The following is an 18,538-nucleotide window of genomic DNA, read 5'->3' as shown; positions in this document are numbered from 1 at the left end:
AGCGAGTTTAAAGCAATCCTACCCCGAGTCATCAGAATCAATCACCCCGTTGTGGTGTGACCAGGGCGATCACACCGGCTGGGAGTGTCCCGGCCAGGTGCGGATCGTGGCAAGGACCTGAGGCCCTCGCCGATCCAGCACCCGCCCGCCGACAACGACTCCGCCCCACAGCAGCAGACCGCACCACACGACCCCCGCAACGAGCGCCACCCAGGCCCACACCGGCGCGCCTTGGACGACACCGTAGACCGCCACCCCCAGAACCGGGGAGCACACGGCCAGCAGAAGCAGGATCGCCGCCATCTGAATGAGCGCGGCCAGGAAGGCCGTCCCCGAGGTCCGCGAGCGCATGGGGCTGTCCCCGGGGGCGAGCGTCTCGTAGGGCAGCAGGACGCTGGCGAGGCAGGACCAGGCCAGCGCACAGCCGTAGAGCGCCAGGCAGGCGCCGGTGACGGCGGGCAGCGCCTCCCATCGCCCTGTCCACGCGACCATGAGCAGATCGATGACGACCAGCGCGGGAACCTGCCACACGGCCGCCCCGACCACCCGCCCCAGACGGTCGTGGGCCCCGCGGATCCCGGCGCTGATATGACTCCACAGGGCGGTGGAGTCCAGGCCGAGGTCATCGTGGATCACCCATCCCATGAAGACGGCCAGGGCGGGTGCCATGAACAGCAGCGGGGCCGGCGCGTGCCCGAGGGCGAAGCTGGTGTCCACCGGCCGGCCGTTGACACCGGCGGAGAACCGACTGGAGTTGAGAGCAGGCCCCAGAACGATCACAACGGGAAGGAGCAGGGCGGACAGGAACTGAACCAGGTACCTGGGATCGGTGCGCCAGTAGCGCAGGCTGCGGGCCGCCACGGCGGCGGCGGGGGCGGGCAGGGCGGCGCCGAGCCTGCGGGCCCATGGCAGCACATCGGGCAGGCCCTGATTCCGCGCGTCGGAGTCCGTGCTACCGGCTGCGTAGGCCCGCGTCCGGGTGTGCGATGTCCCCGGAGAGGTCATCACCTTGCCCACCACACGCTGCCACAGGGGCAGCAGGATCACGGGGAGCATCCATGCTCCGACCGCCAGCGCCAGGGCCGGCAGCACGGAACCGGTGGCCATGAGACCAGGGGCCGCGAAGGCCCACCCGAAGGGGCTCAGCCCCATGACCTTGGCCAGGGTCCGGAGCTGTTGAAGAAAGCCGGTGGGATCGTCCCCGAGAATCCGGGGGATGAGATTCGGTGCCTGCGTCACCACCAAGAAAAAGACGAAGGCGATGATCGCCGTCGTCTCACGCCCCCGGCGCGAGGAGGAGATGCCTGCGGCCGTCACGATGATCCGGGACAGCAGGACGCAGGCGGCCAGGGCGGCCGGAGCGCACAGCAGCGCCAGGAGCGCCGCCGCGAGCTGGCCCGCCAGCAGCCAGGTGAGAACCGGGATGAGGCAGACGGCAGCCGTGATGCAACCGGGAATCCCCAGGGCGCCGGCGGCCAGCAGGCCGAGCGCCAGCCCTCTGGACGGAGCGGCCCAGGCCGCCATGGCGCGGGGATCCAGGGTGGAGTCGACCCCGGTGACGAGCAGTGGCACCACGGCCCAACCTGCCACCAGCAGCGCCCCGAGAGCCCCGAGCACCAGCCCGATGACGTCAGGGGCGACCTTGAGCCCCAGCCCGACGGCGCCGGCCAGCACCATGACGAGCGCCCCGATACCGTAGAGGGCCCCGAACACGGTCCCGATGATGGCCCAGACGTTCTTGGTCAGCGCGTTGAGGGTCAGACGCCACTTCAGCTTGACGAGGGTCGCAACCATGACAGCCCCTCCGTTCGCACGTGGCCCCCCACCAGCTCGGTGAAGCGCTGCTCGAGGTCCGCGCCGGCGGCGACCTGCTCCGTCGTGCCTGCGGCGACGACCCGGCCGGCATTGATGATGGCCACGTGGTCGCACAGGCGCTGCACCGTGGCCATGACGTGGCTGGAGATGACCACCGTGCCGCCGGCGGCGGCGTAGTCCCGCAGAATCGCCTGGATCGTCTGGGCGGAGATCGGGTCGACGGCCTCGAAGGGCTCGTCCAGGACCAGGATGGAGGGCGAGTGCACCATGGCGCAGGCCAGGTGGATCTTCTTGCGCATACCCGCCGAGTAGTCGGCGACCAGGGTGGTTCCGGCATCCCACAGCCCCAGTACCTTGACCAGCTCGGTCGCCCGGGGCACGACGACGTCGCGCTCGAGCCCACGCAGGAGTCCGGAGTAGGTGACGAGCTCAAGACCGTTGAGCCGGTCGAAGGTGCGCAGCCCGTCGGGCAGGACCCCCAGAAGGGTCTTGGCCCGCTGAGGCTGCGTCCACACGTCGACGCCATGAACGAGGACCTGACCGGCGTCGGGGCGCAGCAGGCCGGTGGCCATCGACAGGCTGGTCGTCTTGCCCGCTCCGTTGGGCCCGACGATGCCGTAGAAGCTGGACACGGGAATGTCGAGGCTCAACCGATCCACCGCGACTTTGCGATCGAAGGCCTTGACCAGCCCCCTCATCTGAAGTGCCGGAACGGAGGCAGGAGCGGGCGAGGCCCCGGCCAGTGCGCCAACCGCGTCCGTGCCGTCGGGCGAGCTCACCGCGAATGTGGAAGCAGACATGTTTCCACTGTAAAAGCCTTGTCCTATTCAGCCCTCCGCCGCAGGGAGGAGATCACTGATCCCGACATCCTCCCGGAGAACCGCCCTGAGCTTCATCAGCCCGACGAGGAGGGAACCGCTGGAGAACACGATCCGGCCCGTTGCCACGCCTCGACCGGGCGGCAACGGGCCGGAATCAGGACATCAGGGGCGCGGCCCCACGTATCACTCGGCGACAGCCTTCTTCAGCGAGGAGCCGACGGTGACCTTGACACCGTAGCCGGCGGGGATCTGAATCTCCTCACCGGTGCGGGGGTTGCGGCCAGTGCGTGCGGCACGCTCGACGCGCTCGATACCCATGAGGCCGGTGATCTTCACGGCCTCACCCTTGGCGACGTTCTCAACGAGGACATCCTGGAAGGCTCCCAGGAAGGCGTCGGCGTCGGTCTTGGTCAGGCCGGCCTTCTCGGCGATGGCGGCGATGAGCTCGGTGCGGTTGACGGACATGTCTTCCCTCTCGATCGTGGACGGACACCCTTGTGTGGTGCCACTTCTGGCAACGCTACGCATAAAACCTTGGGTTTGTCAGGTCAGACCGGAGTGTCGCGCTGGGTAGCGAGTAACAATTCGCACATTTGCGCCACAGCAGTCACATCCGTCACACACGGAGCGAGTCGCGGAACGGCGCCGTTTCCTTGCGCCCTTCCGCTCATTCCTTCCACAGGGCGCCGGGCAGCGCGCTGGCGAACCATGAGGTGATGGTCGTCGGGTGGGTGATGGCGGTTCCGACGACGACGGCGAAGGCGCCGTGCTCCATGGCGGCGGCCGCCTGCGCGGGCGTGTGGACCCTGCCCTCCACCACCAGCGGGACCTCCGCGATGCCGGCGACCTGGTCGACGAGCTCGAGGTCGGGCCCGTCGGTCTTGGGACGCTCCCCGGTGTAGCCGGCCAGGGTGGTCCCCAGGATGTCCACTCCCGCGTCCTGTGCGGCCTTGGCGTCGTCCAGGGAGCCGCAGTCGGCCATGATGAGGACCTCGGGGCGGGCCGCTCGCAGCCCCTCGACGGTCTGGGCCAGGCTCAGCCCGTCGGGGCGGGGGCGCCGGGTGCCGTCCAGTGCCACGATCTGGCTTCCGGTGGCGGCCACGGCGATGGCGTGGGTGAGGGTCGGGGTGATGAAGACGCCGTCGTGCCCGTCCTTCCACAGGCCGATGACGGGGACGTCGACGTGCTGGCAGATGAGGGCCAGGTCCGCCAGTCCTTGTGCACGGATGCCGACGGCGCCGCCGGCGACGCAGGCCTGGGCCACCTGGTCCATGGTGCGGGGGTCGCGCATGGGCTCGCCCGGGTAGGCCTGGGCGGAGGCGATGAGCCCTCCCCTGAGGCGTTCCAGGACGGGGTGGCCCCCCGCCGTGGCGCTCTGCGCCTGCGTTGACGGCTGTGAAGATGACTGCTCGGTCATAGGTGTGTCCTGTCTGATGGTGCCCAAGCCCGGCGGCTAGGGGCGATGGTTGTCGTTGCTGGCGGCCAGGGCGAGGGCACCGCGAGCCGCGCCGACGATCGGCGCGGTGGTCCCCAGGGTGGCGGGAAGGATCTTGATGGGAGCCAGGGGGTCGATGATCTCTGCGGCGAAGGTCTGCCGCAGGGGCTCCCACCACAGGTCACCGGCGCGGGCCAGGCCACCGGAGACGACGATGACGTCGGGGTCGATCACGGTGACCAGTCCTGCCAGTGCCCTGCCCAGGCAGGTGGCCGAGTCGCGGTAGACCTCCGCAGCGATGTCGTCCCCGGCAGCAGCGCGCTCCTCGACCCCGCGGGCGTCGGGAACGTCGGGGTCTCCGCCCTTGGCCAGGTAGCGGCGGTGGATCTGAGGTCCGGCGGTGATGCCCTCCAGGTGCCCCGTCCTGCCGCAGGTGCAGGGTTCGCCCTGGGCCCCGGGGACGGGGACGTGGGCGATCTCGCCGGCCACGTGGTGGGCGCCCCTGCGGGTTCGCCCATCGAGGACGAGGGCGCCGCCGACCCCGGTGCCCACCGCCACCATGAGGACGACCTCGGCTCCGGTGCCGGCACCGAGCCAGGCCTCTCCGGCGGCGTAGGCGTCGACGTCGTTCTCGACGTGGATCGGCAGCTCACCCAGCCCCTGGGCGGCGAGCCGCTCGCGAACGCCGGCGGCGACCTGCGTGCCGGCCCATCCGGTGATGGCGTCAGTGGCCGACAGGATGGTCCCCCGCTCGACGTCGACGACGCCGGCGGTACCGATTCCGACCGCCGTGATCGCCGCGGCCTTGCCGGGTTCCTGGTGCGTTCCGGTCTCGACGACCGTCGCGATCAGGCCGCTGATGGCATTGAGCATGGCGGTGGGGCCCTCGTGAGCCGGGGTCGGGCAGGAGCTCACCGGTCCTTGCAGGGTTCCGCCGGAGTCGACCAGTGCGGCGGCCATCTTGGTGCCGCCCAGGTCGAGTCCGACGACGAGCGGGGCCTGACCGGACGACGATGATGATGGGGCAAGGGGGGTGGATGGGAGGACATCCTGACTCATGACGCTCTCCGACGGGATGCTGGGCGCTGGCGCACCGGGGTGAGAAATGAATGAGGGGCGGCCGCAGGAGGCCGCCTGGTGCGAGGCTCTAGGCCTCGCCGCTGCCACGGCGGCTGCATGTCCGGATCGGTCGGTGCCGCGACCACCGGCCATGCAGCCGCCGGGACGTCAGATGAGGCCCTGGGCCTTGACGATCTCCAGGACCCGCTCCTTGGTCTCGCCCTCGAGCGCCTTGACGGGGAAGGCCATCTCGTTGGTGGCGATGATCCCGATAGCCTCCATAGCGGTCTTGAAGGCGCCGATGCCGGTCGCGTCGGCCGAGCGGCCCTGGGGTACGAAGACGATCTCGAAGCCGGCGCAGACCTCGTCCTGGAGGCGGCGCACCTCGTCCCACGCCCCCTCGCGGGAGGCCTTCCACATCTCGGCGTAGCGGACCGGGTCCACGTTGCCGTATCCGGGGACGAGGCCGTCGGCACCCAGCAGCAGCATGCCGTCGACGACGCACTCGTGGCCGGTCAGAAGGGCCAGGGGGTGGCCCGCGGCCTCGTTGGCGGCCACCAGCCTGCGGAAGGCGACGTCGTTGCCGGAGGAGTCCTTGACACCGGCCAGGACGCCCTCCTTGCCCAGCTCGACGAGCAGCTCGCAACCGAGCTTCGCGCCGCCGAGGCGCACGGGGACGTCGTAGGCGAAGACGGGGACGTCGATGGCCGCGGCGATGGCGCGGAAGTGAGCCTTGATCTCCTCGGCGTCGTTGAGCGCGTAGAACGGGCAGGTGGCCACGATCGCCTCGGCGCCCAGGGCGGCTGCCCGACGAGCCTGGTCAATGACCCGGTGGGCGGTGGTGTCGATGGCACCGGCGAGCACCGGGACGCGTCCTGCCGCGGTCTTGACGACCCGCTCGATGACGGCGTCGCGCTGGGCGTCAGTGAGGTAAGCGACCTCTCCGGAGGACCCCAGGGCGAACAGGCCGTTGACACCACCGGCGATGAGGTGCTCGACGACCTTGTCCAGGCTGTCGAAGTCAACCTCGCCCGCGGCGGTGAAAGGGGTGACGACCGGCGGGATGACGCCGGTGAAACGGTTGTCCATTGTGGTGACTCTCTTCATTGAAAGGATATCGGACGTCTGACATCTGACGTCACGAGGTATTGTTGCAGATGCTCCCGGTTGGCGCCACCCCGGTGCCTGTGAGCATGCGATCACTCACGTCACAGGCACCGGAGCGGCAGGAGGCGGACCGGGGACCGCCCCGGAGGCGCTACTTGACGGAGCCCTCCGAGAGCCCTCCGGAGATGTGCTTCTGAATGACCATGAAGAAGACGACCGATGGGACGATCACGATCACGGAAGCAGCCATCATGGCTCCCCAGTCAAGAACCTCCGACCCCTGGAGAGAGTAGAGGCCGACTGCGACGGGCATCCTGTCCGACTCGGTGATGAACAGGAGCGCGTAGAGGAACTCGTTGAAGGTGTTGATGAAGGTGTAGACGGCGGTGGCCACGATCCCCGGGAGGATGATCGGGACCGAGATCTGCCAGAACACCCGGAACCGACTGGCCCCATCCACGGCTGCCGCCTCCTCCACCCCGATGGGGACCGTCTGGAAGAAGCCGATGAGCATCCAGATCGCGTAGGGGATCGAGAACGACAGGTAGGCGATGATGAGCCCGAAATAGCTGTTCATGAGACCGAGCTTCACCATCGTGATGGTGTACGGGATGGCGAGCAGAATCGGCGGGAACATGTAGGTGCCGATGAGGAGCTTGGTCAGCTGCTTGCCGACACGGGGGAAGAATCTCACGATCCCGTAGGCGCCAAGCAACGAGACCAGGACCGCGATGACCGTCGAGCAGCCCGCGATCAGCAGTGAGTTCTTCAGGTTCGTCAGGAACCCGATCTCCTCGACCACCTTGCGGTAGTGCTCGAGGGTCGGCGAGCTCGAGAACAGCTGCAACGGATTCTGCGCCAGCTCGTGGGAGGTCTTGAACGATGAGGAGACCACCCATACGAGCGGGAAGACCGCAACGAAAGCAGCCACAATGAGAATGAGATACACGCACACGGTACCCCACGGACCACGACCAGCACGTCGCATGATTCAGCCCCTTTCCTTTTCCCAGCGGTTGAGCATCCTGAAGGCGCCGAAGGCCAGCGCCAGCAGGAAGAGAAGCAGCAGGATCGTCACGGTGGAGGCGACCCCGAGCTGCCGCAGATTCCAGCCCTCCTGGTAGGCGAAGATCGGTAGCGTCGTCGTCCTCTCCCCCGGACCTCCGCCCGTCAGGAGGAAGAGCATGTCGAAGTTGTTGAAGACCCAGATGGTGCGCAGGATGACGAGCAGGCCGATGACCTCTCGAATATGGGTCAGCGTGATGAACCTGAACCTCTGCAGCCCAGAGGCGCCATCCACCATGGCCGCCTCGTACTGCTCCTGAGGGATGGTCTTGAGGGCGGAGAGGATATTCACCATGAACATCGGGGCGCCGAACCAGATGTTGATGAGCAACGCCACCCAGAAGGTCGTCGAGGGATTGCCCAGCAACGCCATGTTCTTATCAGTGAGACCGAGAGTGGTCGCAAGATTGGGCAGGAACCCGTAGACGTCATTGAGGATCCACTTCCAGGCGAACGCGGTGATGATCGCCGGGAAGGCCCAGGGCACGATGAGGAGTGTCCGGAACACCCCAGAGCCCCGGGGCACCCGGTCCAGCGCCAGGGCCAGAACCAGGCCCACAGCGAGCTGGCCGATGATCGACGCCGCGGTCCACTTGATCGACACCCCGAACGCGTTCCAGAAGCTGGAGGATGCCAGGAGGTCGGTGTAGTTGGACAGACCCACCACGTGATAGCTGTGGCGCAAGAGGTGCTTGTCGGTGAAGGAGTACCAGATGCTTGAGAACACCGGGTAGATCAGCAGGGCAAGAACAATGAGTATGGATGGCGCCACGAAGACGACGCCCGTCCAGTTCATTCGCTTCATTCGAGTCATGAGCTCACCTTTCGGACTGGGCGGTGGGGAGATTCCTCTCCCCACCGCGTCGCCAAGTCACTTGATGCTGGCTCCGGCGGCCTTGAAGGCCTCGTTGAGCTTCTTCTCGCAGTCCTTGGCGGCGGCCTCGACATCGGTCTTGTCGATGATGATCGAGTGGTACATCTTCTCGATCAGCCCCTGGCTGGTGAGGACTCCTGCCTGGACGAGCGGGCCCTTCTCCATGCCGATGGCGGTGCCGACACCGACCTGGTCCTGAATCACCTTGATGGAGTCGGAGTACTTCTTGATCGTCTCGTTGTTCGTGTAGCTCGGGTCCTTGGCAATGTCGTTGAGGACCGGCAGCATGCCTCCGGGGACCGAGTGCAAGAACTCGATGTACTTGTCCTTGGTGAACAGGAACTCCAGGAAGGCCTTAGCCTCCCGCTTGACCTTGGAGGCCTCCCACACCACCAGGGGCACGTTGGACACCTCGGCCGGGTAGTTCGCCGGGTCGGAGGCCTTCATACGGGGAAGAGGCGCCGCAGCGATGGAGTCGACCAGGTTGGGGCTGTCCTTGGCCACTCCGGAGATGTGGAAGCCGGAGTTGAAGTCGAAGGCGGTCTTGCCCTGGTAGAAGAGCGTTGCCTGGTCGAGGACCGCGTAGTCCAGCGATCCCTCCGGGGAGACTGACTTGTACAGGTCGGTCCAGTACTTGATGCCACCCAGGGCGGCCTCGGAGGTGAGGTTGGCCGTCCCGTCGTCCTTGAGCAGCCTCTGGCCGGCGGAACGCACATAGAAGTTGAGGTAGCGGGCCCCCAGCATGTCCCCCGTCCCCAGAGGCACGGAGAGTCCGTAGAGGCTGTCGGACTTTCCGATGGCCTTGGCGGCCTTGGCCAGCTCCTCCCAGGTCGTGGGAACGGACAGCCCCTTGGAGCTCAGCACGTCCTTGCGGTACCACATCACCTGGGCGTGGGAGTAGATGGGCACGGAGTAGGACTTTCCGTCCGACTGCCCCTCGGCCAGCGCCTGCTTGGGGAAGCGGTCCCGACCGATGGAGTCGATGACCTTGTCCAGCGGCACCAGGGCCTCGGAGTTAATCATCTCCACGACGTCGTTGGGCAGTGCGGTGGAGATATCCGGCACCTGGCCCGCGGTCAGTCCAGTGGTCCACTTCGTCTTGAACTCGGACCAGGAGAACTGCTCGATCTTGACGGTGACGTCGGGGTTCTTCTTGTGGAACTCCTCGGCCATCTTCTTCATCCAGTCCGCACGGGGCCCCTGGGTGAAGGAGGACCACATGGTGACCGTGCCGCGCAGAGGCCCGGTCCCCTCGTCCTCGGCGGAGTCCTTGCCGCCGCATGCGGCCAGCGCACCGCACATGCCGATGCCGCCCAGGACCATGAAGCCGCGACGGCTGAGTGCGGAGGCCGAGTGGGATGAGACGGGGGTGGAGGGAGTCATGACAGTTCTCCTTTGAACGGGGGATGATGGATGGGTGGTGAAGTGAGGTGTGGATGACAGGTGATTCATCGTCATGACTGTGAGTCCTGCGACTCGGCCTGACGGGGATCGACGGTCTCGAGGCCGTCGGAGAACCAGCTCAGGGGCAGGCGTGAGAAGTACAGGCCCTGGCACTCGTTCTCCCAAAGAATCCCGATCCTGCCGTCGGGTAGGACGCACATGCACTGGTAGACGTAGTGCCCGGGGTTGAAGGTCCGCGAGTGCTTCCAGCTGCGTCCGCCGTCGAGGCTGAGCCGAATGACTCCGCAGCCTCGAAACGGGAGCATGAGCGAGGCGTTGGCGAAGACGATGCGGTCCTCCCCCTCGGGCGAGGGCAGACTGATCGCATTGGGCTGGCACCAGATCTCGGGCAGCGCCTCATCGAAGCGGATCGGCCCCCAGGTCTGCCCCGCGTCGTGGGACTCGCTGACGGCGACCCGCCCACGGGGGTGCTGGTTGCGCATGAACAGCACGAGCACGCCGTCGTGCCGTTCGACCACGGCGGCCTCGTGCAGCGACCAGGTCTCGTCAACGAAGGTCTGCGGGTCGAGCTCCCCCTGGGGGGTCTGCCGCCCTTCATTGGGGCCGTGACCGAGCTGCCAGGTCTCGCCGTGGTCGTCGGAGTAGGCGACCGTGGCGCACATCGCCAGCCAGTTCTGGTCGTTGTTGAAGTAGAGGGGGACGATGAGCCGTCCGGCGTGAGGGCCGTTCCTCAGGGCGATGCCGTTACCCGGGCAGGTTCCCAGGAACCTCATCCACGGCTGCTTCAGTTCGGGGTTGAGGTCCCGCGGCCGGCTCCATGTGAGGCCGTTGTCGTCGGAGTAGGCGATCTGCAGGTAGCTGGTGGGGATGGCCAGGAGGGTCTCGGCCGGGTCCGCTCCGGGGGCCAGCTCGATGTTGCCCGCCGGGTTGCCGTCCCGCAGCACCGTGCCGTCATCCAGTACTCGGAACTCGGTGTCCTGGCCCTCGAGCGTTGTGACCGCGCCATCGGGGTCGACGACGTAGCGTCCGTCGTCGAGATCTCTGAGCAGTCGCCTGCCCTGCTCATCGAATCCAGTTGAGGCCCAGCAGTTGGGCTGCCCGATCCCTCCCGGGAAGTGGTCGATGAGGACATAGACCCGTCCGGTACTCGGATCCTGGACCATGCAGGAGTCGATGACTGACGAGGCGTCCTCCCCGCTTCCCGGGCAGTCGATGACGGTGCTCACCGGCTCCCAGCTCCGTCCTGCGTCCAAGGAGCGGCGCACGACGAAGTTGATGTCGTTGGGAGAGTCGTTGGCGTTGGAGACCCGCTGGTCGGCCCCGGCCAGGATGGTGCCCGAGGACAGCGTCAGGAGAGAGGGGATCCGGTAGGAGGCCGAGCCGCAGTAGCCGCGGTCGAACAGGGCGTCGGTCTCAACCGGCTCCACCTCGGACAAGCGCTTGATCTGCGCGTCGCTGAGCGCGTAGTCGTAGAGCCCTGCTCGCTGGACCTCTCCGGACAGACGCACCCCCTCGCAGTCCTGGCCGACGACGATCTCGTCGAGCCCCTCGACCCCTGCGAGGAAGAACTCGCCTGGAGCGTGCGTCTCACGGAAGCCGTCGACGTAGAGGTCGACCGCACCGTGCCCCACAGCGACCACGACCTCGTGCCAGCCACCGTCGCTCCAGGCCCCTGTGGCCTTGACCTGTCTGCGCTCCCCCGTGGTGCTCACGGCCGTGTAGGCGATCCCCTCGGGCCCCACGGACACGGTGAGCTGCTCGCGCCCGTGTCCGCCGGCTGCGAGGAGGGCCCCTTGTTGCATCCGTCCCCGCACCCGGAAGCGCAGCCAGAAGGAGCCGTGCCGCACGTCGGCGAAGCGGGCGACGTCGTGAGGGCTCAGACGGTTGGCGGCGACCTCGACCAGGGGCTCGGCTCGCTTGGACAGGGCGAGGACCTCCCTGGATGTCAGGACCCGGGGGTGCACCGTGAAGGCGGTGACCTCAGGACTGTCCCCCTGCCCCACGACGGCCTGCGTCAGACCGGGAAGGTCCTTGAGGAAGGTCGTGGTGGTACCGCAGAAGACCTGGTAGCCGTCGAGGTAGAGGCGGGTACCGGCAGAGCTGACGGTGACAACGGCGCTGTGCCAGCGCCCATCATCGAGCGAGCGCACGTCCTCGGCCTCCAGCTTGCTCCACCTGCCTGGAACCGTCGCCTCGTACACGAGTGACGATCCGACGATGCGCAGCTCAAGACCGGCCCCGTCGGCTCCTCGCAGCGCGAAGAGGTTGCCGTCGGACCTCGACCGGAACTCACAGGAGATACTCCCTGTCTCAGAGTCGAGGATTTCTTCATCAAGCCGCAATGCGGCACAGACTGACTCAGTCACTTGTCACCTGTTTCTTAAAATGGGCATAGAAGTACCCATCAGTCACTATGTGGATCGCAATCCCTGGAATTCCGCACCCAACATCATGGGCCGGCCTCATCAAGAATGCGTCTGATCGCAGACGCGCCCGGCTTCAGCGACTCACGCGCGTCTCGACTTTCTCATCACCTCATGCTTCGCCGCGATGAGGCGGCACCGGAGGAGCGCTTACCGCGCCTCACTCGCCCCTGACGCGACCCTCTGGTTTCTCACCAGCTGGTCAGAGGCGAATCAAGGACGGGCCCCGACCCTCACGCACGACGGACTGGCGACGCGCCGTCGTGGTCACACGCCATGGCGCTGTGACATACATAGGAGACCCTCCTTTACATTCAACACCTTTGTTGGCGGCTGTGTGTGCCGCTATCAGCTCCTCTCTGAACTGATAAAAGTAATCTACACGACATGTGACCCAGAAGTCAATGCTCACACGCTCAGATTTCATACGAGATCGGAAGAGCAATCTCTCGCAATCACCACAGCAGCACCCGGCCTCTAACAGCATCGACATAGATAACAATCCCCCTCTTAAACGGAACCGATAGACAGGTGAGGGGCGGACCCGAGTGGGTCCGCCCCTCACCTGGAGGTGCTGGCGCAGGCAGCGGCCGGAGCCGGCTACTCAGACATCGAGCAGCGAGGGCACTGCCGACAGCAGAGTGCGCGTGTACTCCTCCTGAGGGTTGTTGAAGATCTCCTCAGTGGTGTTGAGCTCGAGGATCTTGCCGAAGTACATGACGGCGATCCGGTCCGAGACGTAGCGCACCGTGTTGATGTCGTGACTGATGAACACCAGCCCCAGCCCCAAGGAGGCCTTGAGGTCCTGGAGGAGGTTGAGCACCTGGGCGCGCACCGAGACGTCCAGGGCGGAGGTGGGCTCGTCGGCCACGATGATGTCGGGGTCCAGGGCGAGCGCTCGGGCGATGGCGACGCGCTGACGCTGACCACCGGAGATCTGCCGAGGCAGCACGTTGAGTGCGCTGGGGGGCAGCCCGACCAGGTGGAGCAGGTCGCGCACCTTGGCCTCACGCTCCTTGGGCGACCCGATTCCGTGGACGTTGAGCGGGTCGATGAGCGCGTCGTGCACGATCATGCGCGGGTTGAGGGCCGTGGCCGGGTCCTGGAAGACCACCGAGATGCTGCGTCCCAGATCGCGACGGTCCGAGGCCGAGCGCCCCAAGGGACGCCCCTTGAAGATGACCTCACCGGAGGTGACCGGCTGCAGACCCACCATGACTCGGGCCGTGGTGGACTTGCCGCAACCCGACTCTCCCACGAGTCCCAGCGTCTCTCCGCGCTTGACGCTCAGCGAGACGTCGTTGACCGCGTGAACCGTGTCCGGGTGGAACAGGCCACCGGTGCGGGACTTGTGGATGACATTGACGTTCCTGAGCTCGACGACCGGCTGGTCCTCGCTCCATGAGGACGATGCAGACGTGTTGGGGGACATCAGTGCTTCTCCTTCGCGAGCAGAGCCTCGAGCTCGGGGGTGATGGCGTAGCTGTGCTCCGTCGTGCCCGGCACGGGCTTGAGCACCGGACGGGTCTCAAGTCCGACCGTCGGGTGGGACGATCGCGGGGCGAACCGGTCGCCCTTGACGAACTCGCTGGGTGAGGGGACGACCCCTCGCACCTGGTGGAGTCGCTTGGAGCCGGACTCGATGGAGAGCACCGCGCCGAGGAGGCCCCGGGTGTACTCGTGAACCGGGTTGGCCAGCAGCTCGCTGGTGGGCGCCTGCTCAACCACCTGGCCCGCGTACATCACGGTGATCCGGTGTGCCAGCTTGGCCACGAGGGCCAGGTCGTGCGAGACGAAGACCATCGCGAAGCCGAGCTTCTCACGCAGCTCGTTGAGCAGGTCGATGACCTGCTTCTGAACGGTCACGTCCAGCGCGGTCGTCGGCTCGTCGGCCAGGACCAGGGAGGGGTCTCGGGTCAGCGCCATGGCGATGAGGACGCGCTGACGCTGGCCGCCGGAGAGCTCGTGCGGGTAGCTGCGCAGCGTGCGCTTGGGGTCGAGTCCCACCAGCTCGAGCAGCTCCTCGGCACTGCGAGTGCCTCCGCGCGCACTGAGCTGGGCCATCTGGGTGCGGATGAGCATGGAGGGGTTCAGTGAGGACAGAGCATCCTGGTAGACCATGCTCATCTCGTGACCACGCAGCGCGTTGTGCTCGGCCGGCGTCATCTCAAGGATGTTGCGTCCCTTGAAGAGGATCTCACCGGAGATACGGGCCGAGGGAGGCAGCAGCCCCATGACGGCCATCGAGCTGATGGACTTGCCGCAGCCGGACTCCCCTACCAGGCCCATGGTCTCGCCCGGACGCACGGAGAAGGAGACGCCATCGACGATGTTGACCTCACCGTGCTGCTCGGGGAAGGCGATCGTGAGGTTCTTGACCTCCAGAACCGGGTCCTCGCCAGTGTCCTCGTAAACCAGGCGGTCTCGCCGGGCGAGCTCGGCCACCCGCAGGGAGCTGAGCCGCTCGGACAGAGGAACATCCTCGGTTGCCGGGGCGGCGACGCCGGTCAGTGAGCTGAACCCATTCGTGGCGTCGTCCCCGTCGGCGACGGAGGCGTTGGCGACCACCGCCTCAGCGGCGTCGTCCCAGGCGTTCAGGGTCTCCTGAGCCTCCATGGCCTCCTCGTCGGCCTGAACATCGGGCTTGGCCTTGATGCGCGGCGAGGCCATCGCATCGGTCAGTCCCTCGGACAGGACGTTGAGGCACAGGGTGGTGATGAGGATGAGCAGGCCGGGGAAGAAGGTCGGCCACCAGTGGCCCGACAGGAGCAGCTCCTTGCCCTCGGAGAGCATGTTGCCCCAGGTCGGGGTGTTGACGGACTTGATGCCCGCACCGATGAAGGACAGCGAGGCCTCGAAGACGATCGCGTCGGCCACCAGGACAGTTGCGAAGACCATGATCGGGGCGATGCAGTTGCGGGCCACGTGCTTGAGCAGGATCCACGGCACCGGCGCCCCCATCACCTTGGAGGCGGCCACATAGTCCTCCCCGAACTGGGAGATGATGTTGGCGCGCACCACGCGGGTGAGCTGGGGGATGTAGAGGATGCCGATGGAGACGATGATGACCGGCAGCATCGGCAGGCGGGTCGACATCGCCGAGACGAGGACGGCCGCCAGAGCGATGCCGGGGAAGGACATGACGACGTCGAGCACGCGCATGAGGGTCTCAGCGATCCACTTGCGCGACGTGGCGGCGACGGCCCCGAGGACCGCGGCCACCACCAGGGCCAGGCCCGTGGCCGTCAGGCCCACGACCAGCGAGACCCTGGCGCCGTAGACGGCGCGGGAGAAGATGTCACGACCGGTGCCGTCCGTCCCGAACAGGTGGGACGCGGAGGGGGCGACGACCGGATCGGAGGAGGTCACCTCACCGACGCCCTCGATGTAGGAGGTCGTCTTGGTCTCCGCCAGCCCGGTGGCACCGGGAGAGTAGGGGGCGATGACGGGAGCCAGGATGGCGATCAGGGCGATGAGGCCCAGCACGATGATGGCGATCTTGGAGCCGACAGGCAGCGCCTTCCAGCCCTGGAAGCGCAGCCCGGGCCGCGAGGCCTTATCCAGTGTGGAGCGGTGCAGCATCAGATGCTCCTGATTCGTGGGTTGACGAGGACGTAGAGCATGTCAACGACGATGTTGATGATGATGAAGGCCAGTGCCACCGTGATGGAGACGCCCTGGACGATGTTCACGTCGTTACGGGTGATGCCCTGGAAGATGAGCTGTCCCATCCCCTTGATGTTGAAGATCATCTCGATGACGACGGCGCCTCCCATGGCGTAGCCGATGCGCAGGCCCAGCACGGTCAGCGGCGTGATGAGCGCGTTGCGCAGCACGTTGCGGGCCACGACGACGTTCTTGGGAACACCGCCGCCGATAGCGGTGCGCACGTAGTCGCGGTCGAGCTCCTCAACCATGGCAGTACGCACCACGCGGGTGAGCGAACCGGTGTTGGGAACCGCGATGGCCAGTGCCGGCAGGAAGATCTGGTTGAGGTACGTTCCGGGATCCTCGCTGAAGGGAACCCACTCGGATACCAGCGCGGGGAAGGCCCCCGTTCCGCCCGGAATGTCGGAGAACCACTGGATGAGCAGCAGGGCGAGCCAGAAGGACGGTGTGGCCAGGCACGCGATGGAGATGACGCGGATGACCTGGTCCTGCCACTTGTCGCGGTAGAGGGCTGCGATGATTCCCAGGATCGTAGCCAGGATGACGGCCACGAAGATTCCAATGAAGGTCAGCTGGAGCGTGATCGGGAAGGCCGCGGCCACCATGTCGGAGATCTTGGCTCCAGTGAAGGAGGTGCCGAGATCACCATGGATGAGGCCCAGGAGGTACTCCCAGAACCGCTTGAGAAGAGGGTCGTTGAGATGATGGGCGGCTCGGTACTGCTCGAGGGCGTCTGACGTGGCCGACTCACCCAGCGCAAGACGCGCCGGGTCTGCCGAGGAGAACGACATGACGATGAAGACGAGCAGCGTCACGCCCAGCACCATGACCGGCAGCGCGACCAAGCGCCGTCCGATCAGGCGGATGAGGTTGGACACTGAAATGCTCCTTTGCGTTAGCGTCCTGCCGCCTTTGGAGGGCGGCTGGGTCACGTGGCAGCCGCAGAGCCAGCCGCCATTCCGATTGTCTGACGTCTGACGTCAGATTGCAAGTCCGTTGCTTTCGCCTCGGACACACTGACACCCCGAGCACGACACGGGCGGTGCAGCAACCTCCAGCGACTGCCACACCGCCCGCACGCGAGTCTCAGGACTTGGTCGAACCCGTCCCCACGAAGGACAGGCCGGTCAGCGCGATCGGCTTGAAGTTCTCCAACGTCGTCGAGTCGTAGGCCGTCGGAGCCTTGCGGTGGAAGATCGGGTAGAGCGGAACGTCCTCAGAGAGCTTGTCGAAGATCTCCTGCCACTTGGAGACCTGCTTGTCACCCTCCAGCTTGACCGCCTCATCGAGCAGCTTCTGGACCGCGGCCTGGCTCTCCGAGCCCTTCCAGTGCATCCGACTCTCGGTCCACACGTCACCGCTGTACCACCAGCGCATGAGCAGGTCCGCGTCATTGCCGAAGACCGAGGGGTCCCCAGGAGCGATGAGCACGTCCCACGCCCCCTGCCCGGAGTCGATGAAGGAGTAGGTGTCCGCAGACTTCTTCTCGTCGTACTTGACCGTCACGCCCAGGGCCTCGAGGTTCTCACGGATGATGGGCCTGACGGCGGAGAACCAGCCGTGGTCCGTGCACAGCAGGTTGATGGTCGTGATGCCGGCCTCCGACAGGAGCGACTTGGCCTTGGCCGCGTCCTTGGAGTAGACCGTCTTGGCCTTCTTGTACGCGGGGTGCCCGTCCTGAACGAAGCAGGTAGCCGGCGTCGCCAGACCGGCCATGCCGGTGTCGCAGATCTTGGCGTAGTCCAGCGCGTAGAGCACCGCCTGGCGCGCCTTGACGTTGGAGAAGGTGGTGTTGTTGAACATGGCGAAGAGCAGTCCGAAGCCCTGCTGCGCTGCCACCTTGACCGGGTCCTTGAGCGTCTTGAGGTTGGCCGCCGGGACGGCGTCGATGGCCTGCACGGAGCCAGAGGTCATCGCGTTGGTGCGAGTGGTGTCGTCAGGCAGGACCTGCCAGGTCATGGACTTGGCCAGCGCCGGGCGAGGACCGTTGTACTTGTCGTTACGCTCGAAGACGAGCTTCTGGCTGGCGGCACCGTTGTCGGTCATCTTGTACGGACCGCTTCCGACGGGGTTCATGTCGAACTTCTTGGCGTCCGCCTCGACAACCGCCTTGGGGACGATCTTGACGACGCTCAGACGCTCGGCCACCAGGGAGAAGGCGTACTTGAGCTTGATGGTCACCGTGCCTGCGTCCTTGGCCTCCACCTTGTCGATGAAGGGAAGGAACTGCGAGTACAGCGACTTGTTGGCCGGGTCGAGCACGCGCGTGAAGGAGAAGACGACGTCGTCGGCAGTCACGGCCGAGCCGTCGGAGAACTTCGCGTCCTTACGCAGCGCGACCTCATAGGTGGTGTCGTCCACCTTCTTGGGCATCTCCGCCGCCAGAGCCGCGTACACCTCGCGGGTGGCCGGGTGAAGCTCGGTGAGCCCCTCCAGGGTGTGCCAGTTGGCAGCGACCGTCAGAGCCGACGACGTCGTCATCGGGTCGTAGCCGTTGGTGCCCAGCTCGTAGGAAATACCTGCGGTGATGACACCGTCCTTGTGAGTGACCTCCTGATCGGTAGCCATGCCACTGGCCTTTGCGCCACCCGCAGTCTTGCCCTTACCGCCGCAGGCCGCAAGGCTGACAGCCAGACCAGCAGCCATTCCGAGGGTGCCGGTCAGCCTGATGAAGTCCCGGCGGCTGGAGCCGGCCGGAGTCGTGATCGCCATTGATTCTCTCCTGATGTCTGACGTCTTATGTCTGACGTTGGTAGGATGACTGTAGCAGAAGTCAGGGCGTCCAGACCACTCACGACCTCGCAGGCAAGGCGTTCGCGAACTGCCGCCCCACCGCTGGGGCGAGTCGTTCGACGAGCGGAATCAC

14 protein-coding genes are annotated in these 18,538 nt (G+C 66.3%); all 14 read right to left on the bottom strand.

From position 1 onward, the window contains the following. Window positions 1-69: 69 nt before the first annotated feature. Window positions 70-1,794, bottom strand: coding sequence for a transporter (locus JJJ14_RS04360; protein ID WP_201444780.1), 1,725 nt, complete (start codon window positions 1,792-1,794; stop codon window positions 70-72). After that, the gene (locus tag JJJ14_RS04355; protein WP_029316630.1) at window positions 1,770-2,615 is read right to left on the bottom strand and encodes an ABC transporter ATP-binding protein; all 846 of its coding nucleotides are present in this window, start codon (window positions 2,613-2,615) and stop codon (window positions 1,770-1,772) included. The genes JJJ14_RS04360 and JJJ14_RS04355 overlap by 25 nt, the downstream gene beginning before the upstream one ends. 204 nt (window positions 2,616-2,819) lie before the next feature. Then, entirely contained in the window at window positions 2,820-3,101 is a 282-nt protein-coding gene (locus JJJ14_RS04350; RefSeq protein ID WP_003783064.1) for an HU family DNA-binding protein, read from the bottom strand. A gap of 202 nt (window positions 3,102-3,303) precedes the next feature. Then, window positions 3,304-4,053: an N-acetylmannosamine-6-phosphate 2-epimerase gene (locus tag JJJ14_RS04345; RefSeq protein WP_010614842.1), complete on the bottom strand. Its 750-nt coding sequence runs from the start codon at window positions 4,051-4,053 to the stop codon at window positions 3,304-3,306. Between the two features lie 36 nt (window positions 4,054-4,089). Continuing rightward, window positions 4,090-5,130: an ROK family protein gene (locus JJJ14_RS04340; protein WP_201444779.1), complete on the bottom strand. Its 1,041-nt coding sequence runs from the start codon at window positions 5,128-5,130 to the stop codon at window positions 4,090-4,092. A gap of 168 nt (window positions 5,131-5,298) precedes the next feature. Beyond that, window positions 5,299-6,219, bottom strand: a complete 921-nt coding sequence (locus JJJ14_RS04335; RefSeq protein WP_201444778.1) for a dihydrodipicolinate synthase family protein — start codon at window positions 6,217-6,219, stop codon at window positions 5,299-5,301. A 169-nt stretch (window positions 6,220-6,388) separates the two neighbouring features. After that, on the bottom strand, window positions 6,389-7,168 hold the full coding sequence (locus JJJ14_RS04330) for a carbohydrate ABC transporter permease (RefSeq protein WP_225792465.1): 780 nt from the start codon (window positions 7,166-7,168) through the stop codon (window positions 6,389-6,391). Between the two features lie 60 nt (window positions 7,169-7,228). Further along, window positions 7,229-8,116 (bottom strand): carbohydrate ABC transporter permease, encoded by an 888-nt coding sequence (locus JJJ14_RS04325; RefSeq protein WP_178388574.1) that lies wholly within the window; start codon window positions 8,114-8,116, stop codon window positions 7,229-7,231. Window positions 8,117-8,173: 57 nt separating this feature from the next. Continuing rightward, window positions 8,174-9,559 (bottom strand): ABC transporter substrate-binding protein, encoded by a 1,386-nt coding sequence (locus JJJ14_RS04320; RefSeq protein WP_004565285.1) that lies wholly within the window; start codon window positions 9,557-9,559, stop codon window positions 8,174-8,176. A gap of 71 nt (window positions 9,560-9,630) precedes the next feature. Further along, a complete protein-coding gene (locus tag JJJ14_RS04315; RefSeq protein WP_201444777.1) occupies window positions 9,631-11,946 on the bottom strand; it encodes a sialidase family protein in 2,316 nt (771 codons plus the stop codon). A gap of 661 nt (window positions 11,947-12,607) precedes the next feature. Continuing rightward, window positions 12,608-13,435: an ATP-binding cassette domain-containing protein gene (locus JJJ14_RS04310; RefSeq protein ID WP_004565287.1), complete on the bottom strand. Its 828-nt coding sequence runs from the start codon at window positions 13,433-13,435 to the stop codon at window positions 12,608-12,610. Next, window positions 13,435-15,585 (bottom strand): dipeptide/oligopeptide/nickel ABC transporter permease/ATP-binding protein, encoded by a 2,151-nt coding sequence (locus JJJ14_RS04305; RefSeq protein ID WP_070509887.1) that lies wholly within the window; start codon window positions 15,583-15,585, stop codon window positions 13,435-13,437. Before JJJ14_RS04305 ends, JJJ14_RS04310 begins: the two co-directional genes overlap by 1 nt. Continuing rightward, window positions 15,585-16,550, bottom strand: coding sequence for an ABC transporter permease (locus JJJ14_RS04300; RefSeq protein WP_201444776.1), 966 nt, complete (start codon window positions 16,548-16,550; stop codon window positions 15,585-15,587). Before JJJ14_RS04300 ends, JJJ14_RS04305 begins: the two co-directional genes overlap by 1 nt. Window positions 16,551-16,758: 208 nt before the next feature. Next, window positions 16,759-18,384 carry an ABC transporter substrate-binding protein gene (locus tag JJJ14_RS04295; protein WP_101558452.1) on the bottom strand — a complete coding sequence of 542 codons (1,626 nt, stop codon included), beginning with the start codon at window positions 18,382-18,384 and terminating at the stop codon, window positions 16,759-16,761. Window positions 18,385-18,538 lie beyond the last annotated feature (154 nt).

This window comes from Actinomyces sp. HMT 175 (assembly GCF_016694895.1).
Taxonomy (GTDB): Bacteria; Actinomycetota; Actinomycetes; order Actinomycetales; family Actinomycetaceae; genus Actinomyces; species Actinomyces oris.
This window is presented reverse-complemented; position numbering and strand designations above follow the sequence as displayed.